This window comes from Brevundimonas viscosa, assembly GCF_900116065.1.
Lineage (GTDB): Bacteria > Pseudomonadota > Alphaproteobacteria > Caulobacterales > Caulobacteraceae > Brevundimonas > Brevundimonas viscosa.
On sequence record NZ_FOZV01000002.1, the window covers coordinates 1 to 23,323 of the forward strand.

Sequence of the window (23,323 nt, forward strand, 5' to 3'; positions counted from 1 at the left end):
GAGGCCAACGTCGGCTGGCACTACATCGCGCCGGGCAAGCCCCAGCAGAACGGCTTCAACGAGAGCTTCAACGGCCGTCTACGGGACGAGCTGCTGAACGAAACTCTGTTCCGGTCGCTGCCACACGCCCGCATCGTGCTGGAATCCTGGCGGCGCGACTACAACGAAGCCCGGCCGCACTCCAAGCTCGGCTGGCTGACGCCAAAGGCCTATGCCGAGGCGCTTGACCGGAAAGATCGGCCGGCCTGCTGCGCTGGTTGATGGCTGCGCAGACCGGCCTCTTGCCAACCCCAACAACCCCAGCTCAGATCAACTACGGACTCTTGTTATGGCTGGATGAGAAACGGGGGTCACGTCAGAAGCAACGCGGTGCTCGGCACCTCCCCCACACCCCCGCCTAGCCCTCCGCCCCCCGCTTCCCTATTCTCCCCGGCGGATTCACCGCAAAGGATCGCCGCATGCGTCGCGTCGTCGTCACCGGCCTTGGACTGCTGACCCCGCTGGGCTGGGGCGTTGAGCACAGCTGGAAGGGGATCGTGGAGGGCCGGTCGGGGATCAAGCCGATCACCTGTTTCGACACCGAGGGCTACGCCTGCACCATCGCCGGCGAGGTGCCCCAGGTCGACGGCCGCGGCGGCGGCACGCCCGAGACGCCGGGCGCCTTCGACCCGGAAAAGGTCATGTCGGCCAAGGACCGCAAGCGGGTCGACGACTTCATCGTCTACGCCATCGCCGCCGCCGACGAGGCCCTGGCCGACGCCGGCTGGAAGCCCGAGACGGACGAGGAGAAGGAGCGCACCGGGGTCATGGTCGGCTCCGGCATCGGCGGCCTCGGCCCCATCGCCGCCACGGCGCTGGAGCTGCAGGAGAAGGGCCCGCGCCGGGTCAGCCCCTTCTTCATCCCCTCGGCCCTGATCAACCTGGCCTCGGGCCAGATCTCGATCCGCCACGGGCTCAAGGGGCCGAACCACTCCGTCGTCACCGCCTGCGCCACCGGCGCCCACGCCATCGGCGACGCGGCCCGGATGATCGCGCTCGGCGACGCCGAGGTCATGGTGGCCGGCGGGGCCGAGAGCTCGATCGTGCCCATCGGCATCGCCGGCTTCCTCGCCTGCCGCGCCCTGTGCACCGACTTCAACGACGCGCCCGAGAAGGCCAGCCGGCCCTACGACAAGGACCACGCCGGCTTCGTCATGGGCGAGGGCGCCGGGATCATGGTGCTGGAGGAGTACGAGCACGCCAGGGCGCGCGGGGCGAAGATCTACGCCGAGGTGATCGGCTACGGCATGAGCGGCGACGCCTACCACATCACCGCCCCGTCCGAGGACGGGGAGGGCGGCTACCGCGCCATGCAGATGGCCATCAAGCGGGCCGGCATCGACGTGTCGGACATCGACTACGTCAACGCCCATGGCACCTCGACCATGGCCGACTGGATCGAGGCGAAGGCGGTCGAACGGCTGATGGGCGACCACGCGCCGAACGTGGCGCTGTCCTCGACCAAGTCGATGATCGGCCACCTGCTGGGCGCCGCCGGGGCGGTGGAGGCGATCTTCTGCGTTCTGGCCATCCGCGACCAGCTGGCCCCGCCGACCATCAACCTCGACAGTCCGGAGCACGAGACGGCGCTGAAGATGGTCTCGGGCAAGGCCGAGCCGATGGAGATCGACGTGGCCATGTCCAACTCCTTCGGCTTCGGCGGCACCAACGCCAGCGTCATCTTCCGCAAGGTCGCCTGACGTGCTGCGCCGCTTCGGGGGGAGCGCCGCCGGCGGGCGCAAGGCGGCCATCCTCGCCGCCACCGCCACCTTCAGCCTTTTCCTGATCGCCGCCCTGGCCGCGGCGTGGAGCGTCTTCTACGCCCCGGGCCCGGCGGCCCGCGAGGGGGAGGCGACCATCGTCACCCTGCCCAGCGGGGCCGGGGTCAACGCCATCGCCGCCCAGCTGCGCGCCGCCGGGGTGATCCGCTCGACCGACATGTTCAAGGCCGCCGTGACCCTGACCGGGGCCGACCGCAGGCTGCGGGCGGGCGAGTACGAGGTGCCGTCGCGGACCTCGCTCAGCGGGGTGGTGAAGCTGCTGGTCGACGGCCGGGTGGTGCGCCACTTCGTGACCCTGCCCGAGGGTTGGTCCTCGGCCCAGGCCGTCGACATCCTGATGGCCGAGCCGATCCTGACCGGGGAGATCGCCGAGGTCCCCGAGGAGGGGACCCTGTGGCCCGAGACCTATGAGATCACCCGCGGCGAGAGCCGCGAGTCGGTGCTCGAGCGCATGCAGGTGGCGCACGACCGCAACCTCGCCCGCCTCTGGGCGCAGCGCGGCCCCAACAGCATCGTCACCTCGCCCGAGGAGGCGGTGATCCTCGCCTCCATCGTCGAGAAGGAGACCGGCGTCGCCGCCGAGCGGCCGCGCGTCGCCGCCGTCTTCACCAACCGCCTGCGCATGGGCATGCGGCTGGAGAGCGACCCGACCATCGTCTACGGCATCACCCGGGGCCGGCCGCTGGGCCGCGGCATCCGCCGCTCCGAGCTGGAGCGCCCGACCGAGTGGAACACCTACCAGATCGACGGCCTGCCCCCGACGCCGATCGCCAACCCCGGCGAGGCCGCCATCGCCGCCGTGCTCAACCCGCCACGCTCCGACGAGCTGTTCTTCGTCGCCGACGGCACGGGCGGCCACGTCTTCGCCCGCAGCTTCGAGGAGCACCTGCAGAACGTGGCCCGCTGGCGCGAGATCGAGCGGCGCAAGGCCGGCCTGCCCCCCGGCGCCCCGGCCCCCGCTGTCCCCGGGACCGTGCCGGGCGTGCCCAACGCCGACCCTGACGCCGCGGCCCCGCCCGCCGTGAACGTCCCGCCCGGGGCGAAGGTCGTCACCATCCCGCAACAGGCGCCGGCGCAATGACGGAGCCCCTTTCCGGCATGACCGGGTTCGGTCGCGCCGACGACGTCCACGGCGACTGGAGCTGGTCGGTCGAGGCCCGCTCGGTCAACGGCCGCGGGCTGGAGCTGCGCTTCCGGGGCCCGCCCGGCTTCGACAATCTGGAGCGTCTGGCGAAAGCCGCCGCCCAGGGCCGCTTCGCCCGCGGCCAGGTCACCGTCGGCGTGCAGGCGAAACGCGCCGAGTCCGCCGCCGCCGTCCGCGTCAACGAGCCGGTGCTGGCCCGCTACGCCGACCTCGCCCGCCGGCTGGCCGCCGACGGCGCCGCCCCGCCCACCGCCGACGGCCTGCTGGCCCTGCGCGGCGTGCTCGAGGCCCCCGAGGACGCCGACGACGCCGAGGCCCGCGCCGCCGTCGAGGCCGCCATGGCGGCCTCCATCGACCAGGCGCTCGACGCCCTGCAGGCGTCCCGCCGCCGCGAGGGGGCCCAGCTGCGGCCGGTGATCGAGGCCTTCATCGAGCGCATCGAGGCCCTCGTCGCCCGCGCCGAGGCCGAAGCCGCCGCCCAGGTCGAGGCCGTCCGCGACCGCTTCGCCCGGCGAATGGCCGAGCTCGCCCCCGACGCCCCGGGCCTCGACGAGCGCGTCTTCCTCGAGGCCGCCGCCCTCGCCGCCAAGGCCGACGTGCGCGAGGAGCTCGACCGCCTCGTCGCCCACGTCGCCTCCGCCCGCCAACTGTTGCGCCAGCCCCCCGCCGGGCGGAAACTCGACTTCCTGATGCAGGAATTCATGAGGGAGGCGAACACCCTCTGCTCGAAATCGGCTACCACCGCGCTCACCGGAATCGGCCTCGATCTCAAGGCCGTGATCGAGCAGCTGCGGGAACAGGTCCAGAATGTCGAATGAACGCACGCCGCGCCGCGGCGTCCTCCTGATCGTCGCCAGCCCGTCCGGCGCGGGCAAGACCAGCCTGTGCCGCCGGCTGATGGCCGATCACGCGGGGCTGGAGCTGTCCATCTCCATGACCACCCGGCCGATCCGTCCGGGCGAGGTCGCCGACCGCGACTACCACTTCGTCTCCCACGAGGAGTTCCAGCGCCTCATCGACGAGGACGCCTTCCTCGAGTGGGCCGACGTGCACGGCAACCGCTATGGCAGCCCCCGCGCCCCCATCGACCGCGCCCTGGCCGAAGGCCGCGACGTGCTGTTCGACATCGACTGGCAGGGCGCCCGCGACATCGCCGAAAAATGCCCTGACGACGCCGTCCGCGTCTTCATCCTGCCGCCCAGCCTCGAGGAGCTGCGCCGCCGCCTCGTCACACGCTCGCAGGACGACGACGAGGTCATCGAGCGCCGCATCCAGAACGCGAAGGGCGAGATCGCACACTGCGACATGTTCGACTACGTCTTCGTCAACGACGACTTCGACCGCTCCTACGCCGAGCTGGCCCACATCTATCACGCCGAACGCTCGAAGCGCCGTCGCAACCTCTGGGTGGCGCACTACCGCGACGCCCTGCTGAACGAGGTGGTCTGAGGAGAAGGGCGGAGGTTCCCCTAACCCGCCCCCTTGCGCCGCCCCCCGCGTCTCCTATCTCCAAGCTCCTGTTTCAACAGCGAAAGGAGGTGGTCGAATGTCTCATTGTTTCCAGCCGCGCGCGGCCCGGCCGTCGGACGCGACCTCCCCTCCGGCGGGGGTTTGCGCCTGAACCGAAGCCGTCAAGGCTGAACAATGCGGGGCCGCTTCCGAAAGGGGGCGGCCCTTCTTGTTGACAGCGGGCGAATGATTCCATATTCGCGGAAGTATGGAAACGCAGTCAGCCATCAGCCGCCTGTCCGCTCTCGCCCAGGAGAACCGCCTCGCGGTGTTCAGGCTCCTCGTCCGCGCGGGCCAGGAGGGCGTCGCCGCCGGCGAGATCGCCCGGACGCTGGCGGTCCCGCCGAACACCCTGTCGGCGCAGCTGACGATCCTCTCCAACGCGGGCCTCGTCCGCAGCCGCCGCGAGGGGCGGTCCATCATCTACTTCGCCGACTACGACGGCATGAGCGAGCTGCTCATCTTCCTGATGGAGGACTGCTGCCAGGGCCGGTCGGAAGTCTGCGTCCCGCTCGCCGACGCGGCGAACCGGGTCGTCTGCTGCAACCCCACGGAAGGAACCCGTCAATGAAACGCCTGCATGTCCACGTCGCGGTCGACGACCTCGCGACCTCGATCGGCTTCTACTCGACCCTCTTCGGGGCCGCTCCCGGCGTCGTGAAGGACGATTACGCCAGGTGGATGCTCGACGATCCGCGGGTCAACTTCGCCATTTCCGACCGGGCGCGGACCGCCAGTGTGGATCACCTCGGCATCCAGGTCGACACGTCCGAGGAACTCCAGGAGCTGGCTGGGCGCCTCAAGGCGGCCGGCGAGACCACCCGGGACCAGCAGGCGGCCACGTGCTGCTACGCCCGCTCCGACAAGGCCTGGGTGAATGACCCGTCCGGCCTGCGCTGGGAGACCTTCTTCACCTTCGGCGAAGCGACCGCCTATGGCGAGGACGAGCCGGGTGCGGGCGAACGGGTCGCCGCCGCCGCGCCGGCGGCCTCGTGCTGTTCGACGCCCGCGCAACCCGCCGCCGCCTGCTGCTGAACCGGCATGACCCGCAACGCCCTCTTCCTCTGTACGGGCAATTCGGCCCGGTCGATCCTCGCCGGGGCGATCCTCAACAATGTCGGCGAGGGCCCCTTCCGGGCCTGGGCCGCGGAATCCGTCCAGTGAACCTGTTCGAACGCTACCTCACCCTCTGGGTCATCCTCTGCATCGGCGCGGGCGTGGGTCTGGGCTGGCTGTTTCCCGAGGCCTTCGCCGTCCTCGCATCGGCCGAGGTCGCCGAGGTCAACATCCCCGTCGCCGTGCTCGTCTGGGCGATGATCATACCGATGCTGATGCGCGTGGACTTCTCCGCCCTGGGCCAGGTCCGGAGCCACTGGCGCGGCATCGGCGTGACCCTGTTCGTGAACTGGGCGGTCAAGCCGTTCTCCATGGCCCTGCTGGCCTGGCTGTTCGTCGGCCTGCTGTTCCGGCCCCTGCTGCCCGCCGACCAGATCGAAAGCTACATCGCGGGCCTCATCATCCTCGCGGCGGCGCCCTGCACAGCCATGGTGTTCGTCTGGAGCCATCTGACCAGGGGCGAACCGCACTTCACCCTCAGCCAGGTGGCCCTCAACGACGCGATCATGATCATCGCCTTCGCGCCGATCGTTGGACTGCTGCTGGGGCTGGCGGCCGTGGTGGTGCCCTGGCAGACCCTGCTGCTGTCCGTCGCCCTCTACATCATCGTCCCGGTGATCCTCGCCCAGGCCGCGCGCCTCGCCCTGCTGCGGGCCTCCGACGGCGCGCTGGAGCGGGCGCTGAAAGGGTTTGGACCGGTGTCTATCGCGGCCCTGCTGGCGACCCTGGTCCTGCTGTTCGCCTTCCAGGGCGAACAGATCATCGCCCAGCCGCTGGTGATCGGCCTGCTCGCCGTGCCCATCCTGATCCAGGTCTATTTCAACTCCGGCCTCGCCTACCTGCTCAACCGCGCGGCGGGGGAGGCTCACAACGTCGCGGGTCCCTCCGCCCTGATCGGCGCCAGCAACTTCTTCGAACTGGCGGTGGCGGCGGCGATCAGCCTGTTCGGCGTCCAAACCGGCGCCGCGCTCGCCACCGTCGTGGGGGTGCTGATCGAGGTTCCCGTGATGCTGTCGGTGGTCTGGATCGTGAACCGGTCGAAGGGCTGGTACGAAGGGGGCCGATCAGCGGCCTGAGCGGGACAGGCCTCGACGGCGTCGACCTCACACGGTCGGCAGCGCCGCCGCCAGCCGCAGGAAGCCGGCCAGGTCCACCGTCTCGGCCCGCGCCTCCGGATCGATCCCGGCGGCTTCGCACAGGGCCGCGCCGCCCAGCGGCTTCAGGCTCGAGCGCAGCATCTTGCGGCGCTGGCCGAAGGCCGCCGCCGTGACCCGCTCCAGCCGCTTGAGCGTGTCGCGCTCGGGGCGGTCGGGGCGCGGGACCAGATGCACCACGGCCGAGGCCACCTTGGGCGGCGGGGTGAAGGCGGCGGCGGGCAGGTGCAGCACGATGCGGGCGTCGCAGACCGCCTGGCTGATCACCGCCAGCCGCCCGTAGGCCTCGTCGCCCGGCGCGGCCACGACGCGTTCGGCCACCTCTTTCTGGAACATCAGGGTCAGGGCGTGCGGCGTCCACGGCCCGGTCAGCCACTTGATCAGCAGGGCCGTGCCGACGTTGTAGGGCAGGTTGGAGACCAGGTGCGCCGGCCCGTCGACCAGTTCGGCCTCGCGCACCTTCAGCGCGTCGCCCTCGACGATCTGCAGCCGCCCGGTCCCGTCGTCCAGCTCGCCCAGCAGGGGGAGGAAGCGCGGATCCTTCTCGACCAGCACCACCTTGCCCGCGTCGCTCTCCAGCAGCGCCCGCGTCAGCCCCCCGGGCCCCGGCCCCACCTCGACCACGCTCCGCCCCTCGAACGGCCCCGCCAGCCGCACGATCTTCCGCGTCACATTCAGGTCGAGCAGGAAATGCTGCCCGAAGCTCTTCTTCGCCGAGAGGCCGTGGGCGTCCAGCTGTTCACGCAGGGAGGGGAGGTCGGTCACCGGGCCGTCATACCCATTCCTCCCCCGCAGGGGGAGGGGGACCGCGGTGGACGGGGCGACCCTCACCAATCCTCCCCCAACGGGGGAGGGGGACCACCCGAAGGGTGGTGGAGGGGGCGAATGACCACCGAGGATTGCAATTGATTGCGTCCCGCCGCTGCACCTCGCACCCTGCTCCTCATGGAAGCCCGGCCCCTCACCCTCCACCGCGCCCGCGCCTTGCGCCGCCGAATGTCCCTCCCGGAGGTCGTTCTCTGGCAGGCGGTGCGACGAAACCGGCTGGGCGTCCACTTTCGCCGACAGCATCCGGAGGGCCGTGGATTCTCGACTTGTATTGCCATGCGTGCCGCCTGGCTGTGGAGATCGACGGCGTCTGCCACGAGGACCCAGAGCGCCTCGTCCGCGATCGCCGCCGCGCCGTCTGGCTGGAGAGCCGCGGCATCTCCACCTTCCGCATTCCGGCGCGGGAGGTGCTGGAGAACCTCGACGGGGTTCTGCAGGGGCTGAGGGCGCGGATCGCGGCCGAGGCCCTTCACCAGCGGACGGCTCGCCGCCCCCTCCACCGCCGTTCCGGCGGTCCCCCTCCCCCTGCGGGGGAGGATTTGTGAGGGTCGCCCCCTCCACCACCCTTCGGGTGGCCCCCCTGCGGGGGAGGATCAGGCGCTCGGCGCCGCCGCCCGCGCCGCCGCCATTTCCCCCGCCAGCTTCACCGCCGCGATCAGGCTGTCGGCCCGCGCCATGCCCTTGCCGGCGATGTCGAAGCCCGTGCCGTGGTCGGGCGAGGTGCGCACCACCGGCAGGCCGAGGGTGACGTTGACGCCGCCCCAGAAGTCCAGCGTCTTGACCGGGATCAGCGCCTGGTCGTGGTACAGGCAGATCGCCGCGTCATAGGCCCTTCGGGCCTCGTCGTGGAACATGGTGTCGGCCGGCAGCGGGTCGGTGATGTCCACGCCCCCGGCGCGCAGGGCGGCGGCGGCCGGGCCCAGAACCTCGATCTCCTCGCGCCCCATGGCGCCGCCCTCGCCGGCGTGGGGATTGAGCGCGGCCAGCGCCAGACGGGGGGCAGCGATCCCGAAGTCGCGGCGCAGGGCCTCGTGGACGACGCGGGCGACGTGTTCCACCCGGTCGGCCTTGACCCGCGCCGGCACGGCCGACAGCGGCTCGTGGATGGTGACCAGCGCGGCGCGCAGATCCTTCGCCGTCAGCATCATCACCGGCCCGCGGGTTCCGGCGAAGGGAACGTCGGCGGTCAGTTCAGCCAGGAATTCGGTGTGGCCGGGGAAGCGGAAGCCGGCGGCGTACAGCGGGGCCTTGGCGATCGGGGCGGTGACCACCCCGGAGGCGGCGCCGGAGACCGCGAGGCTCACGGCCTCCTCGATCCAGTCGGCGACGGCGGCCGCGTTGGCCGGGTCGGGCCGGCCGGGCGTGACCGGCGCAGGCAGGGGGCGGTCCAGCACCGGCAGGGCGCGCGGGAAGACGGCGGCGGCTTCGGACAGGTCGGCGACGGCCTGGACAGGCCCGCCCTGGCGGCGCAGCAGGGCGGCGTCGCCGACGACGGCGAAGGCGGGGCCCGAGGCCTTCAGGGCGTCCCGGGCGGCGGCGACGATCTCGGGCCCGACGCCCGCCGGCTCGCCCAGACTCAGGGCCAACGGCGCGACGGGGCCGGGGCCGGCCATCACTTCATCTCGATCAGGGCGTCCTCGCGCAGATCGCGCATGTAACGCCGCCCCAGGGTGGCCAGGTTCTGGCCGAACAGCTGGTTCTCGACGCGACGGCGGTCGGGGGCCTCGGGGCCGCCGGCCCGGCGATCGCAGACGGCCAGCAGGTGCAGGCCCAGCGGGGTGCGCACCGGGGCGCTGACCGAGCCGACCGCGGCCTCGCGGGCGACCTGCTGGAACTGCGGCGCGAGGTTCTGGATGTCGGACTCGCCGAGGTCGGCGCCGAGCAGGCCCTGCTCCGAGCTGGCCCGGGCCAGGATGTTGTCGCAGGTCAGCTGCGGGCGGATCGCCTCCAGCCGCTGGCGCGCCGCGGCCTCGTCCGCGCCCTCCGGCAGCTCGATCATCACCTGCTTCAGCTGCACCAGGTTCGTCGCCGCCCCCTCGCGCTTGTCCCGCAGATAAATAATGTAAACTCCCCCTTCCACGGGGATCGGTCGCGACAGCTGTCCCGCCTCAAGCTGGTCGAGAGCCTGCTGCAGGGGAGGGGGGACGGAGCCTTCGACGATCCAGCCGGCATCGCCGCCGCGGGCGGCCGAGGGGGCGGCCGAGAACTGCTGCGCCACGGCCTGGAAGGGCGCGCCCTGGACCATCTGCTGCACCAGCTGGTTGGCGCCGTTCAGGGCGGCCTGCTGACCGCCGACGCGGCTGGCCTCGATGTAGATCTCGCCGATCAGATACTGCTTCTTGGTCGCCGCCTCGGCGATCTGGCGCAGGGCCGCGTCGACAGCGGCGGGGCTCGGCCGGGCGCGGCTCTGGAAGCGGCCGCGGACCAGTTGGGACCAGCCGATCTGGGTGCGCAGCTGCTCCCGGAAGGTCTGGGGACGGATGCCGCCCTGGGCGAGGAAGTCGAGGTAGGCCTGGGGTGTGGCGCCCACCTCTTCCGCCATGGCCGCGATCTCGCGATCGACCTCTTCGTCGGTGATCCGCAGGCCCTCTTCCTCGAACTGGGCGAGCTCCTGGTTCTGCAGACGCTCGTCGACAAGGGCGTTGAGAGCCTGTTGCTGGATGGCGGGCAGGTTCTCGGGGGTCGGCTGCACCTGGGTCATGGCGATCAGCAGCAGCATGCGCTGACGCAGGTCGTAGCCGGTGATGACGCTGTCGTTGACGGTGGCCAGGATGCCGTCGGCCAGCTGGAAGGTCGGGGCGGCGGGCGGCGACTGCGGGGTCGCTGACGGGGCCGCCGGGTTCAGCGCGCCTGCGGCCGCCGGCTGTTGGCCCGGCGCCGTTTGCGCCACAGCCGATCCGGCCAGGAGGGCGGCGATGGCCACGCCCGTCAAGTAACGCTGAAAACGCATGCTAGTCCCGATTCCTCAAGCGGCGCCCGCCGGTTGTTCCCGGCTCCGCGGTCAACCGCGCGCCCCGAGTCGCGCGACGCCGGGCGCCCTTCGCCCTGTCCTTACCCTGTACCGCCGAAAGTGGCGAGGTTTAGGCGGATGTAGAGCCCCTCCGACGGCCCGCTCGGCCGCACGCGGGTGTTGTCGCGGCGCCAGCCCAGTTCAAATCGAAAGCAATCGTCGTCGAAGAGCAGGCCCACTTCCGACCGGATCACGATGTCGCGTTCAAGATCGGCGATGCCGGACGCCGCCACGCCCCAGTTGCCGTAGACGAACTGTTGTCCTGTCAGCTGCACAAACTCGTAATTCCGGTTCTCCGGTCCGGCGACGGGATTGGACCGATCGACGATGTAGCTGACCGACGCGAGGTTGCGCCGCCCCCAGCGCCCGTCGATCGCCGCCTCTGCGCGGCGTACGTCGCCTGAGGAGTCGATCGTGGCGTGCGCCCAGCCCCTCACGCCTTCCGAGGCTGAGAAGGCCCCCTGGACGACCCAGTCGGACGCCCCGTCCGCCAGTCCGGTGGGGTCATAGAGCCGCGCCGGATCGTCGACGGCGGCGGTGAGGAAGGCGGGCTCATCAGCGTCGCGGAGACTGCGACCGACGAACAGGCTCGCCTGTCGCCCCTGGCCCCAGCGCAGGGTAGCCCGCGCGCCGGCGGTGAACCTCAGCCCACCCTCGAGCAGGTCATGGCCCGGGAAGCGGTCGATCCGGAACAATGAGCTCTCGTCGAGCTCGAGCGTCTGGCTGTCTTCATTGGGGATGCGGGGATCGAGATCAGGATCGGTCGAGACCGAGAACTGGGCCATCGGCTCCAGGATGAGGTCGGCGTCATGACCCATGCGGCGGATCAGCGGATAGGAAACGTCCAGTCCGGCGGTCGCGCGGCCGCGGCTGAAAGCTTCGGTCTCGAGCCCCAGCATCGGGGGCAGGTCGCCTATGGAATAGAGATCGGCCCGCACATCCACGAACGGCTCCCACCGCACCCCGAGCGGGGAGACGAGAGCGCGCCGCCATTCCGCTTGTCCGGAGACACGGCGGCTGTCGACGCCCGGCAAACCCGGGGGATTCCCCGGAGGAATGGCCTCCGGACGAAGCACCGGACTGCCGACGAACTCGTCCCGATACAGCGATGCGGCCGAGCCTCTCAGGCGAAGGCGCCCGCCGAACACGGGGCCGTCGGGCTCCCAGCGGGCCTCGACCAGCGGTGCGACGAGCGGCAGGGTTCCCTCGTCCTCGAAGACCTTGAAACCTCGGGCGTCGCGGAAGTCCGTCGCCGCGAAGCGCGGGTCGAGACGCAGGCTCTGGATGTGGAATGCGGCGATCGACAGATAAGACCGTTGAGTCTGCCGCTCGACATAGGCCTGGCTGATCAGGCGACGCTGGTCGCCGTAATAGAGACCGTTGTCCTGATAGGGATCCCGGACGTCATACCGGTCAAAGAGCGTCTTGTCGGAGGTCTGTTCGGCGGTGAAGCCCCAGCGCCACGGTCCCGCGGGATCGAAGCGCCCGTAGCCGAGAAGGTAGCTGCGGCTTGTCCGGTCGCCGAAGCGGACATTGCTCTCGGCATCGCCGTCCCCGTCGAGATCGAAATCCCCGAAGTTGCGCTCGTAGGTGTAGCCGCCCCGCATGACGATTGTCCCGTCGCCGAACCGGCGTCGCCATTGCAGGTTCAACAGCGGCGCGACCTCGGTGTTAAGCTGCGGGCTGATCAGCCAGTCTTCCGAAGGCGACACCACCTGCAGATAGGGGACCTCCAGACTCAGTCCCCGCCCTTCGTCATAGCTCGGGGTCGGCACGAGGAAGCCGGAGGCCCGCTCCACGGTCGGATCCGGGTGGGCGAAGACCGGCAGATAGAAGACGGGCACGCCGCCGACCCGGAACACCGCGTTGCGATACAGGACCGCCCGCAGTTCCTCGTCCTGCACGACCTTCTCGGCCTGGATGGCGATGCTCGGCTGCTTCGGCCGCCCCTCGTCGTCGCAGATGGGGCAGGGGGTGAAGAGGGCGTAGTTCAGCTCGTTGACGTTCTCGCTGCGACGGACGGCGGTCGCCGCCATCAGACTCGCGCCGTTGCGGAAGCGGGTCGCGAAGTCGACGGCGACTCCGGCCCTCAGGTCGGAGTCGAGTTCGAGGTGACTGGCGAAGACGACATTTCCTTCGGGGTCGGTGAACTCGACCCGATCGTCCGCCGTGGCGAGCCCCAGATTCGTGTCGTAAGCCAGCCGACCTGCCCGCAGGGTGCTGTTGCGAAACCGGGCGAGAACACGCTGCTCGCCCCCGGCCGCGGTGATCACGTCGCCGTTTCGGGTGGCGGTGTCGGCTTCGAGATAGACCGCGTTCGGGCCGAGGCCGTCGGCGGGCGGCGGCGGGGGAACATCCTGCGCCGCCGCCGCCCCGGACGTGATCGTCAGCGCCGCCGCCGCCGCCCCGGCGAGGAGGCTGAGGCGCAGGGCTGCCGTGCGGGATACGGGACAGGCGCGCTGCATGCGTTGGACTCGGGAAGGCGGACGGATGAGAGGCTCGCTTAGCCGTCCTCGGTATAAAACAGCAAGGTGAAGGCGGCGAGCGCCGTCAGAAGGGGCGGCAACCAGGCCGCGAGCCACGCGGGAATGACCTCGGCCGATCCGAAGGCCGAGGCCGCCTGGTTGACGAAGAAGAAGCCGAAGCCGAGCAGGACCGCCGCGACGCTCATTCGGGCAAGGTCGCCCAGGCGCATCAGGCGGAGGGAGAACGCCGCGGCGAGCATGGACATGGCCGCGAACATCAGCGGGGTCGCGAGAAGCTGCTGCAGCCGGAGCCGATACGCTGTTGTGGAGAAGCCGGCGTTCTCGACCCGTCCGATCTGCGCCGGCAGCGCCCAGAAGGACGTGGACTGGGGCCGGGCGAAGCGCTCGAAAGCTTCGTCCTCGGCAAGACTGGAAGGCAGGTCCAGGGTCGCGTAGCGGACGGCGCGCTGGCCGATCTGTGCGCCGACCGCGTCCACCAGCCGCCAGCGGCCCGCGCTGAGCGACGCCGACGCGGCGTCGATACGCTCCGAAAAGGTGCGCGAGCCGGCCGCGTCGTTGCTGTAGATGAAGAAGCTGACGTCGAGCAGCCGCGCGCTGGCGCGATCCTGTTGTTCGGCGCGAATGATCATCTGGCGGGTGTCGTCGCCTTCCCGAATCCAGACCGCCTGGGGCGCATCCAGGCCTCCGGCGGCGCCCGAAAGTCGCGCCCGTTCCCGCTGGAACAGCCCGTCGGCCGCGGAGGCTGCGGGACCCAGGGCGGTCACCGTCAGGACGCCGACCATGAAGGCCGCTCCGGCCGCGGGCAGGACGAACCGCCAGGCCGAGATGCCTGCGGCGCGCATGGCGATCAATTCGCTGCGCCGATTGAGGCCGACGAAGGCCGCCAGCGTGCCGAACAGGAAGACAAACGGCAGCAACTGGATGACGACCTGTGGGGACTTGAGCAGCATGAGGCCGAGAATTCGTGCGGCCGGCAAGTCGACATCGGAGCCGACGCCGCGGGAGATCTCGACGAAGTCGATCAGCATGATCAGGGCGGCGATGACGCCCAGGGCGATCGCGAGAGAACGCCCCTGCTGGACGAGCACGTACCGCTCGATCCGGCCGAGTCGCAGCCACGGGACGGGCAGGGAGGTGCGGTTGCTCACGCGAACCTCGCTTTAAGCCGCTCGTAGGGGGCCCAGCTGCGCCCCTTTCGCGGCTTCAGGGCGCGGAACAGCAGGCGCAGGGCGATCGCCGTTGCAGCAATCGGAAGTAGATACTGGAGAACGTTCAACCAGCCGTTCCACGCGCTGGCGGCGACCACGCCATAGCCGACGATGCGCACCACGAGAAAGGCGGCGGCGGCCCGGGCGATCCGGAACCCGTAGCCAGTCCGGCTGAAGGCACCGCCGAGGATCGCGGCCAGGGCCATGGCCATGGCCATCAGGGCGTACAGCGGAGCCGACAGGCGGGAATGACCCTCGGCTGCGAGTTCTCCGCCCGTCCCGACCCGGGCGAGATCGCGCGGCGAGGGATTGAACAGCTGGGGCAGGTAGAGATCCGACGGCTTGTAGCGGACATCCTCGGTGACCTCGGCGTAGGCCCCGAGCGGCACGTCCTGGCGGCCAAAAGACAGGTGCTCGAGCACGCCCCGGCTGGAATAGCGCTGCCACGAGCCGTCGATCAGGGTCAGGATCGGCTCGCCGTCGATGCGGGAGAAGCGGGCCTCGGCCGCGTCCCAGGTGGTCACCCTGTCGCCGTCCGTCTGGTATATGAAGATGTTCTTCAGGAGACCGTTCTGCTCGATCTGCTGGACATAGACGGCCAGCCCCTCCGGCCCCTGCACGAAGCGACCCTCCTCGACCAGCAAGGCCGCGAGGTCGGTGCGGACGGCGAAGGCCTCGGCCCGCGCCTGGCGCTGGGCCCATGGCTGCAGGACGGTGGTGATCGCCAGGGTCAGAACCGCGGCGATGGCGGCAAGGATCACCGCCGGCTTGATGGCTGACCAGCGAGTGACCCCGGAAGCGAAGATCGCGGTCAGCTCCTGCTCCCGCTGAAGGCGCGTCAGGGCGATGAGGGCGCCGACGAACAGGCCGATGGGGATGATCACGGCCAGCAGCTGCGGCACTGCCAGAAGCGTCAGCTTGACCATGACCCAGACGCTCTGGCCGCGTTCGACGATGATTTCGAGCTGATCGAGGCTCTGGCTCAGGATGCCGATTCCGGCCAGCGCCGCGCACGCGCCGACGACGGGTCGTGCGATCTGGCGAAAAAGATAGCCTTGAATCAGCGTCATGCGCGGCAGGAAATCGCCCGGTTGCGGGTGGCGGTGCGGGAGCGCATCTAATACACAGCCAGTCGCGCCGGTGAAACCGCGCGCCCATTGCCCAATCGCGCAAGACCGGGGCGTACATCCCGGCGGGAGCTGTAGATGAATATCGAGTTTGTTGCGTCCGCGGGCGCCGCCGAGGTCCTGGCGGTGCTGGTCAATGAAGGTCGCAAGCTGTGCGGCGCGGGCGGCCAGCTCGACCAGGCGGGCTCGGGCGCGTTGACGCGGGCGATGAACGCCAGCCGGTTCACCGGCGGCTCCAACAGCACCCTGATTGTCGCGGCTCCCGCGGGCGTGGACGCGCAGACTGTGGTTCTCACCGGGGCAGGCGAGGCTGAGAAGTTCGACGATCTCGCGCTCGAGGCCGCCGCCGGGGCCGCCTACCAGGCGGTCAAGATGTCCGGCGCCAAGGTCCTGACCATCGACGCCGCGCACCTCAGCGCGGACCAGGCCGCGCGGGCCGCCTTCGCCGCGCGTCTCGCCGGCTATCGGTTCCTCAAGTACCGGACGACGCTGAAGCCGGAGAAGACGCCGTCGATCGAGACGATCCGGGTCGTTGCGGCCGATGTGGACGCCGCCCGCGCCGCCTACGACGCCTTCGCGGCCGTGGCCGCGGCGGTCGAATTCTCGCGCGATCTGGTCAGCGAGCCGGCCAACGTCCTGTACCCGGCCGAGTTCGCCCGGCGGGTCAAGGCGCTGGAGACGCTGGGCCTCGAGGTCGAGATCCTCGGCGAACCCGAGCTGGAGAAGCTGGGCTTCCGCACCCTGTTGGCCGTGGGTCAAGGCAGCGAGCGCGAGAGCCAGGTCGCGATCATGAAGTGGAACGGCGGAAAGGCCGGCGACGCGCCGATCGCCTTCGTCGGCAAGGGTGTCTGCTTCGACACGGGCGGCATCTCGATCAAGCCGGCCGACGGCATGGAGGAGATGAAGTGGGACATGGGGGGCGCCGCCGCCGTGGCCGGCCTCATGCACGCACTGGCGGGTCGCAAGGCGAAGGTGAACGCCGTCGGCGTGCTGGGCCTGGTGGAGAACATGCCCGACGGCAAGGCGCAGCGTCCGGGCGACGTGGTCATGTCGCTGTCGGGTCAGTCGGTCGAGGTGCTGAACACCGACGCCGAGGGTCGCCTCGTGCTGGCCGACTGCCTCTGGTACACCCAGGAACGCTTCAAGCCGAAGTTCATGATCGACCTGGCGACCCTGACCGGCGCCATGATCGTGTCGCTGGGTCTGGAGTACGCCGGCGTCTTTTCGAATTCGGACGAGGTGGCGGGCGCCATCGTCGAGGCGGCGCCGAAGGTCGGCGAGAATGTCTGGCGGATGCCGATTCCGGCGGCTTACGAGCGTCACATCGACAGCCCGATCGCGGACGTGAAGAACACCGGCAACGGTCGCGCCGGCGGATCGATCACCGCCGCCCTGTTCCTGCAGCGCTTCACCAACGGCGTGCCGTGGGCCCACATCGACATCGCGCCGACCGCCTGGGTCAAGGACAGCAAGAACCCCACCGTCCCTGACGGTGCGGTCGGGTGGGGGGTCCGGACCCTCGACCGGATGGTGGCTGACCGCTACGAGGTCTGACGAAGTGGAGGGGAGGGGCGGTCGCCTCTCCCCTTTTTCGTGGGCACGGTGCTATGGCTCGCCCATGCGCCAATCCTTCGACGAAACCACCGACCCGACCTTTGCGGCGAAGCACCTGCCCCTCCTGCGGGCGAAGATGGCCGAGCAGGGCCTCGACGGCCTGCTGGTTCCGCACGAGGACGAGCACCAGAACGAGTATCTGCCGGACGCCAATGAGCGACTGGCCTGGATCAGCGGCTTCACCGGCTCAGCCGGCGCCGGCGTGGTGCTGAAGGATCGGGCGGCGATCTTCGCGGACGGCCGATACACGGTGCAGGTCAGGGCGCAGGTCGACCCCGCGCAGTTCGAAATCCATGCGTTGGAGGACAACGGCCTCGCCCGCTGGCTGGAGGCCGTCCCGGCCGGGTCGGTCATCGGCTACGATCCGCGGCTGCACAGCCCCGACGCCCTGGCCTCGCTGAAGCAGGCGGCGGAGAAGGCGGGGGCGACGCTGCGGCCCCTCGACGCCAATCCCCTGGACCTCGCCTGGGGCGAGGCGCGCCCCGCCCAGCCGGCCGCACCAGCCGTCCCTCACGACGACCGCTACACAGGCGAGTCCAACGCCTCGAAGCGGGCGCGCATCGGCGCAGCCATCCGCGAGAAGGGAGCGGACGCCGCTGTCCTGACGGCGCCCGCGTCCGTCGCCTGGCTGTTCAACATCCGGGGCGGCGACGTCATCCGGACGCCCCTGCCGCTGGGACAGGCGGTGGTCGAGGCGGACGGGTCGGCGCGACTGTTCCTCGATCCGCGCAAGGTCACCAACGAACTGCCCGGCTGGCTGGGCGACGCGGTGCAGCTGGAGGCGCCGGAGGCGCTGGACGGCGCGCTGGAGTCGCTGAAGGGCCGCAAGGTGCTGGTCGATCCGGCCCAGTCGTCGGCCTGGTATTTCGACCGGCTGACGGCGGCCGGGGCCGACGTGGTGCGGGGCATGGACCCCTGCACCCTGCCGCGCGCGACGAAGAACCCGGTCGAGATCGAGGGTAGCCGGCAGGCGCACGTTCGCGATGGGGCGGCGCTGAGCCGCTTCCTGCACTGGGTCGACACGATCGCGCAGGACACCCTGCCGGACGAGCGCGAGATCGCCGAGACGCTGGAGCGCTTCCGCGAACAGACCGGCGCGCTGAAGGACCTGTCCTTCGATACCATCGCCGGGGCGGGGCCGAACGGCGCCCTGCCGCACTACAAGCCGGTGGGGGCGAAGATCCGCCGCATCGAGAAGGGCAGCCTGCTGCTGGTCGACGGCGGCGGCCAGTATCTGGACGGCACCACCGATGTGACCCGGACCATGGCCGTGGGCGAGCCCTCGGCCGACCAGCGGCGCATGTTCACCCTGGTGTTGAAGGGGCATATCGCCATGGCGACGGTGCGCTTCCCCGCCGGCACGACCGGCCATCAGCTCGACGCCCTGGCGCGGCTGCCGCTGTGGATGCAGGGCTTCGACTACGATCACGGCACCGGCCACGGCGTGGGCAGCTATCTGGGCGTGCACGAGGGGCCGCAGCGGATCGCCAAGATGGTCAACACCCAGCCGCTGCTGACCGGCATGATCCTGTCCAACGAGCCCGGCTACTACCGCGAGGGCCACTGGGGCATCCGCATCGAGACCCTCCAGGTGGTCACCCCGCCCGAGCCCATCCCGGGCGGCGAGCGGCCGATGCACGGCTTCGAGCAGCTGACCTTCGCGCCGCTGGACCGCAGGCTGATCGACGCCGGGCTGTTGACGGCCGATGAGCGGGCCTACGTCGACGCCTACCACGCCGAGACGCTGGCGAAGGTGGGGCCGCTGCTGGACGGCGAGGCCAGGGCGTGGCTGGAGCGGGCCTGCGCGCCCTTGAATTAAGGCCGAACGGCGCCCATCTCCCGTGCGCCGGCGGACGCGCCGCCGGCTCCCACACATTCAGGAGATGCGCTCATGAAGACGCGCAAGCTGGGCCGTTCGGGTCCTGAGGTTTCGGCCATCGGCCTCGGCTGCATGGGCATGGCGGCCTTCTACGGACAGGCCTCGGACGAGGCGCAGGCGACGGCGGTGATCCACCGCGCCCTCGACCTCGGCGTCACCTTCTTCGACACCGCCGAGATGTACGGCCCGCACACCAACGAGATCCAGGTCGGCAAGGCCCTGGCCGGTCGCCGCGACAAGGCTTTCATCGCCACCAAATTCGGCATCGGCTACAACGCCGACCGTACGGCCCTGGCCGTCGACGGTTCGCCCGCAAACGTCCGCCGCGCCATCGAGGGCAGCCTCACGCGGCTCGGGGTCGACCACGTCGACCTCTACTATCTGCACCGCGTCGACCCGAACACGCCGATCGAGGACACCGTCGGCGCCATGGCCGAGCTGGTCGCCGAGGGCAAGGTCCGCTTCCTCGGCCTGTCCGAGGCCGCGCCCGAAACCCTCCGTCGCGGCCACGCCACTCATCCGATCACCGCCCTGCAGACCGAATATTCGCTGTGGAGCCGCGAGCCCGAGGACGGACTGCTCGGCCTCTGCGAGGAACTGGGCATCGGCTTCGTGCCCTACAGCCCGCTCGGCCGCGGCTTCCTGTCCGGCGAAATCCGCTCGGTCGACGATCTCGCCCCCGACGACTTCCGCCGCTCCAATCCGCGCTTCCAGGGCGAAAACTTCCAGAGGAACCTCGACCTTGTGGAGGCGGTGAAGGGCATCGCCGCCGACAGGGGCGTGACCGCCGCCCAGCTGGCCCTGGCCTGGGTGCTGGCGCAAGGGCCGCACCTCGTGCCGATCCCCGGCACGCGGCGCATCCGCACGCTGGAGGAGAACGTCGCCGCGACGGAGATTGTGCTGACGCCCGAGGACCTCGCCCGCATCGAGGCCGTGTTTCCCAAGGGCGCAGCATCGGGACATCGCTACGCCGAGGCGGCGCGGGCGGCGCTGAACCGCTAGCCGCCGATCAGCGCCAGCCATTCGTCCTCGGTGAGGACCTTCACGCCGTGCTTCTGCGCGTCGGCGAGCTTGGAGCCTGCGCCGGGGCCGGCGACGAGGTAGTCGGTCTTTTTCGAGACCGAGCCGGAGACCTTGGCGCCGAGACTCTCGGCGCGCGCCTTGGCCTCGTCGCGAGTGAAGCGCTCGAGCGCGCCGGTGAAGACCACGGTCTTGCCGGCGACGGCGGTGTCGGTCTTCGGTCGCTCGGCGTCCTCGATGCGATCCAGCTCGGCGACGAGGGCGTCGACCATGGCGCGGTTGTGCGGCTCGCGGAAGAACAGGGCCAGCGCCCGGGCGGCGACAGGGCCGACGCCGGCCACCCCTGCGATCTGGCCGAGGGCGTCCGACGGACCCTCCTCGCGCGCGATCCGCGCCAGCTCGACGAGGCCGCCCCAGTCCGCGGCGAGCCCGGCGAGCGACCGCCGCGCCGGGGCCGCGAGACCGGGAAAGGCGAGGGCGATCTTCTGGTCCAGCGGGGCCTCGGGCCAGGGGTCGGTCGTCGGCGGGCGGGCGGCGGCGAGAGCGTGGAGCACGCGAGGCGAGATAGCGTGAGCCTCGGCCAGTCGCGTCCACGCCTCGGACGGCACACCCGAGGCGGCGGCGACGCAGGCGGCCTCGAAGGCCGGCCAGGTCTCGAAGGCGCGGGCGAGGACGAGCGAGGTCTGCTCGCCGATGTCGCGCACGCCGAGGCCGTAGATGAAGCGGTCGAGGGCGATCGTCCGGCGGGCGTCGATGCCGGCCACCAGATTGCGCACGCTGGTTTCGCCGTAGCCCTCCTCGGCGCGCAGCTCGGCCAGTCGGGCCTCGTCGCGGGCGAGGCGGAAGATGTCGGCAGGCTCGCGGATCCAGCCGCGCTCGTGGAAAGCGATCAACTGCTTCTCGCCGAGGCCCTCGATGTCGAAGGCGCGGCGGCTGGCGAAGTGCTTGAGGTGCTCGATGCGCTGGAAGGGACAGGCCAGTTCGCCGGTGCAGCGCCGCACGACAGACTCCACCCCCGCGGCAGTGGTCTCCTTGACCAGAGGGGTCTTCAGCGGACAGGCGCAGATGTGCGGGAAGTCGTAGGGCTCGCCGCGGTCAGGGCGGTCCGGGTCCACCACGCCGAGGATCTGCGGGATGACGTCGCCGGCGCGCTGCAGGGTCACCGTGTCTCCAAGGCGAACGTCGAGCCGGGCGATCTCGTCGGCGTTGTGCAGGGTGGCGTTGCGGACGACCACGCCGCCGACGGTGACCGGACGGAGGCGGGCGACTGGTGTGTGCGAGCCGGTGCGGCCGACCTGGATGTCGATGCCTTCGAGCACCGTCTGGGCCTGCTGGGCAGGGAATTTGTGCGCCACGGCCCAGCGCGGCGTGCGGGCGACGAAGCCGAGGCGGGACTGCCAGTCCAGTCGGTCGACCTTGTAGACGACGCCGTCGATATCGTAGCCGAGCCGGGCGCGGTCGGTCTGCAGGCGGTCGTAGATCGCCATCAGGCCGGCAGCCTCCTCGACCCGCTCGGAACGGTCGTTGACCGGGAAACCCCAGGCGCGAAGGATCTGCAGCGCCTCCCATTGCGTCCCGGCGATCGGTTGCGAGGTCTCGCCCCACGCATAGGCGAAAAAGCGCAGGGGGCGCGTCGCGGTGATGGCGGGGTCCTTCTGGCGCAGGGAGCCGGCGGCGAAGTTGCGCGGGTTGGCGTAGGTGCGGGCTCCCGCCGCCTCGGCGGCGGCGTTGAAAGCGTCGAAGGCGTCGTTGGGAGCGTAGACCTCGCCGCGCACCTCCACCACCGACGGCCAGCCGGAGCCGGCGAGGCGGTCGGGAATGTCGTCGAGGGTCCGCAGGTTGGCGGTCACGTCCTCGCCGGTGCGCCCGTCGCCGCGGGTGGCCCCGGTGACCAGCACCCCGTTCTCGTAGCGCAGGCTGGCGGACAGGCCGTCGATCTTGGGCTCGGCCACGAAGGCCACAGGCTCGTCGCCCGCCAGCTTCAGAAAGCGGCGGATGCGGGCGACGAAGTCGGTCACCTCCTCCGGCGCGAAGGCGTTGTCGAGCGACAGCATGGGCACGCCGTGCCGCACCGGCGCGAACTGGGCGGCGACAGCGGCGCCGACCGCCTGTGACGGCGACTCGGCGGTGGTCAGGTCGGGGAAGCGGTCCTCGATCTCCAGCGCCCGGCGCTTGAGCGCGTCGTACGCGGCGTCCGAGATCTCCGGCGCGTCGTGGCGGTAGTAGAGCGCGTCGTGGTGGCGGAGGGCCGCGGTCAGGCGGTCCAGCTCGGCGCGGGCCTCGCTTTCGCTCAACTGGTCGACAGGCTTGTCGGACATGCATCGCTCCGGATTCGCGCCCTGCTTCTAACACCCGGCGCGGAGGGACGGAGCCATGACAGAGAGTTAATCTGACCTGGCGGCCGTCGCCCGCTAGCGTCCCCGGCCGGTCCCGAGGAGTCGCCATGTTTTCGTATCGTCGCCTGACGCTGTCGTCCGTCGCCGCAGCCCTTCTGCTGGCCGGATGCGCCGCTCCGGCCGTCATGCCGCCGGCGACGCCGCAGCCGCCGGCCTTCCAGGCCCAGCTGCTTGAAGATGTCCGCGTGCTGGCTTCGGACGAGATGCAGGGTCGCGACACCGGATCGGCGGGGGGCGAGGCGGCGCGCGCCTATATCGTCGGCCGGATGGAGGCGCTGGGCGTCGAGGCCCCGATGATGGGACGGCTGCAGCCTTGGGAGATGACCGGCCGCAGCCGCGAGGGGGCGAAGACCTGGAACGGCGTCAACGTGCTCGGGCTGGTGCGGGGGACGCGCGCGGCCGATCGCTACATCGTGGTCACCGCTCACTACGATCACGTCGGCGCGCATGGCGGCCAGATCTACAACGGCGCCGACGACAACGCCTCGGGGGTGGCGACGATGCTCGCGCTGGCGGCCGAGCTGAAGCGCGAGGCGCCGGAGCATAGCGTCCTGTTCGTGGCGCTTGACGGCGAGGAGCGCGGCCTGCTGGGCGCCCGGCATTTCGTCGAGGCGCCGCCTTTCCCGCTCAGCTCCATCGCCATGAACCTGAACTTCGACATGACCGCCCGCGCCGAGACCGACGGCAAGCTGTGGGTCACGGGCACCTACCAGCACCCGCAGTTCCGGCCGATCCTCGAGGCGCTGCCGGCCCAGGGGGCGGTGGCCCTGGCCTTCGGAAAGGACACGCCGCAGGACACCGGCGAGGACAACTGGGTCGAGGCTTCCGACCATGCCGCCTTCCACCGCGCCGGGCTGCCCTTCCTGTACCTGGGCGTAAACTACCACCCCGACTACCACCGGCCGTCCGACGACTTCGAGCGGATCGATCCCGGGGTTTTCACGAGCTCGACGCGACTGGCCATCGACTCCTTCCGGGCGCTGGACAGGGCGCTGGACCGCTAACGCCTTTC

The 23,323-nt window shown here is 70.6% G+C and carries 20 protein-coding genes and 1 pseudogene; 14 read left to right on the forward strand and 7 right to left on the reverse strand.

Going from position 1 to position 23,323, the window contains the following annotated elements; all coding sequences use genetic code 11:
• The 9 genes from BM333_RS04060 to arsB form a co-directional block, all read left to right on the forward strand.
• On the forward strand, positions 1-261 hold a 261-nt coding region (locus tag BM333_RS04060), incomplete at its 5' end, for an integrase core domain-containing protein (protein WP_245777143.1).
• Between the two features lie 197 nt (positions 262-458).
• Positions 459-1,739, forward strand: coding sequence for a beta-ketoacyl-ACP synthase II (gene fabF / locus BM333_RS04065; RefSeq protein WP_092307642.1), 1,281 nt, complete (start codon positions 459-461; stop codon positions 1,737-1,739).
• A gap of 1 nt (position 1,740) precedes the next feature.
• On the forward strand, positions 1,741-2,901 hold the full coding sequence (gene mltG, locus BM333_RS04070; RefSeq protein WP_092307644.1) for an endolytic transglycosylase MltG: 1,161 nt from the start codon (positions 1,741-1,743) through the stop codon (positions 2,899-2,901).
• A complete protein-coding gene (locus tag BM333_RS04075) occupies positions 2,898-3,782 on the forward strand; it encodes a YicC/YloC family endoribonuclease (protein ID WP_245777144.1) in 885 nt (294 codons plus the stop codon). Before mltG ends, BM333_RS04075 begins: the two co-directional genes overlap by 4 nt.
• Positions 3,772-4,413 carry a guanylate kinase gene (gene gmk / locus BM333_RS04080; RefSeq protein ID WP_092307648.1) on the forward strand — a complete coding sequence of 214 codons (642 nt, stop codon included), beginning with the start codon at positions 3,772-3,774 and terminating at the stop codon, positions 4,411-4,413. The genes BM333_RS04075 and gmk overlap by 11 nt, the downstream gene beginning before the upstream one ends.
• Before the next feature lie 268 nt (positions 4,414-4,681).
• Positions 4,682-5,044, forward strand: a complete 363-nt coding sequence (locus tag BM333_RS04085) for an ArsR/SmtB family transcription factor (protein WP_092307650.1) — start codon at positions 4,682-4,684, stop codon at positions 5,042-5,044.
• A complete protein-coding gene (locus BM333_RS04090) occupies positions 5,041-5,508 on the forward strand; it encodes an ArsI/CadI family heavy metal resistance metalloenzyme (RefSeq protein ID WP_092307652.1) in 468 nt (155 codons plus the stop codon). The genes BM333_RS04085 and BM333_RS04090 overlap by 4 nt, the downstream gene beginning before the upstream one ends.
• Positions 5,509-5,514: 6 nt before the next feature.
• Positions 5,515-5,637 carry a low molecular weight phosphatase family protein gene (locus BM333_RS15600; RefSeq protein ID WP_425425117.1) on the forward strand — a complete coding sequence of 41 codons (123 nt, stop codon included), beginning with the start codon at positions 5,515-5,517 and terminating at the stop codon, positions 5,635-5,637.
• Complete coding sequence (gene arsB, locus BM333_RS04095) at positions 5,634-6,665, forward strand: ACR3 family arsenite efflux transporter (RefSeq protein ID WP_092307654.1); 1,032 nt, start codon at positions 5,634-5,636, stop codon at positions 6,663-6,665. Before BM333_RS15600 ends, arsB begins: the two co-directional genes overlap by 4 nt.
• Before the next feature lie 27 nt (positions 6,666-6,692).
• Here arsB and rsmA read toward each other — a convergent pair whose 3' ends face one another.
• Positions 6,693-7,508 carry a 16S rRNA (adenine(1518)-N(6)/adenine(1519)-N(6))-dimethyltransferase RsmA gene (rsmA, locus tag BM333_RS04100; RefSeq protein WP_092307656.1) on the reverse strand — a complete coding sequence of 272 codons (816 nt, stop codon included), beginning with the start codon at positions 7,506-7,508 and terminating at the stop codon, positions 6,693-6,695.
• A gap of 231 nt (positions 7,509-7,739) precedes the next feature.
• Here rsmA and BM333_RS04105 point away from each other — a divergent pair.
• A pseudogene (locus BM333_RS04105) lies at positions 7,740-8,116 on the forward strand (endonuclease domain-containing protein).
• Between the two features lie 48 nt (positions 8,117-8,164).
• Here BM333_RS04105 and pdxA read toward each other — a convergent pair.
• The 5 genes from pdxA to BM333_RS04130 form a co-directional block, all read right to left on the reverse strand.
• Positions 8,165-9,184 carry a 4-hydroxythreonine-4-phosphate dehydrogenase PdxA gene (gene pdxA, locus BM333_RS04110; protein WP_092307658.1) on the reverse strand — a complete coding sequence of 340 codons (1,020 nt, stop codon included), beginning with the start codon at positions 9,182-9,184 and terminating at the stop codon, positions 8,165-8,167.
• A complete protein-coding gene (locus tag BM333_RS04115; RefSeq protein WP_177221795.1) occupies positions 9,184-10,521 on the reverse strand; it encodes a peptidylprolyl isomerase in 1,338 nt (445 codons plus the stop codon). Before BM333_RS04115 ends, pdxA begins: the two co-directional genes overlap by 1 nt.
• Positions 10,522-10,622: 101 nt before the next feature.
• A complete protein-coding gene (locus BM333_RS04120) occupies positions 10,623-13,046 on the reverse strand; it encodes an LPS-assembly protein LptD (protein ID WP_092307660.1) in 2,424 nt (807 codons plus the stop codon).
• Between the two features lie 38 nt (positions 13,047-13,084).
• On the reverse strand, positions 13,085-14,215 hold the full coding sequence (locus BM333_RS04125) for an LptF/LptG family permease (RefSeq protein ID WP_245777145.1): 1,131 nt from the start codon (positions 14,213-14,215) through the stop codon (positions 13,085-13,087).
• Positions 14,212-15,345, reverse strand: a complete 1,134-nt coding sequence (locus BM333_RS04130; protein WP_092307662.1) for an LptF/LptG family permease — start codon at positions 15,343-15,345, stop codon at positions 14,212-14,214. Before BM333_RS04130 ends, BM333_RS04125 begins: the two co-directional genes overlap by 4 nt.
• Before the next feature lie 135 nt (positions 15,346-15,480).
• Here BM333_RS04130 and BM333_RS04135 point away from each other — a divergent pair, with 135 nt between their 5' ends.
• The 3 genes from BM333_RS04135 to BM333_RS04145 all read left to right on the forward strand — a co-directional run bounded on the left by BM333_RS04135 (position 15,481) and on the right by BM333_RS04145 (position 19,897).
• Complete coding sequence (locus tag BM333_RS04135) at positions 15,481-16,956, forward strand: leucyl aminopeptidase (protein WP_092307664.1); 1,476 nt, start codon at positions 15,481-15,483, stop codon at positions 16,954-16,956.
• Positions 16,957-17,020: 64 nt separating this feature from the next.
• A complete protein-coding gene (locus tag BM333_RS04140) occupies positions 17,021-18,835 on the forward strand; it encodes an aminopeptidase P family protein (RefSeq protein ID WP_092307666.1) in 1,815 nt (604 codons plus the stop codon).
• Positions 18,836-18,907: 72 nt separating this feature from the next.
• On the forward strand, positions 18,908-19,897 hold the full coding sequence (locus BM333_RS04145; RefSeq protein WP_092307668.1) for an aldo/keto reductase: 990 nt from the start codon (positions 18,908-18,910) through the stop codon (positions 19,895-19,897).
• On the opposite strand, the gene ligA is transcribed toward BM333_RS04145, so the two are convergent.
• A complete protein-coding gene (gene ligA, locus BM333_RS04150; protein WP_092307670.1) occupies positions 19,894-22,233 on the reverse strand; it encodes an NAD-dependent DNA ligase LigA in 2,340 nt (779 codons plus the stop codon). The genes BM333_RS04145 and ligA overlap by 4 nt on opposite strands.
• A gap of 125 nt (positions 22,234-22,358) precedes the next feature.
• Between ligA and BM333_RS04155 the strand changes: the two genes are divergently transcribed.
• Entirely contained in the window at positions 22,359-23,315 is a 957-nt protein-coding gene (locus tag BM333_RS04155) for a M28 family peptidase (protein ID WP_092307672.1), read from the forward strand.
• The last annotated feature ends 8 nt before the right edge of the window (positions 23,316-23,323 follow it).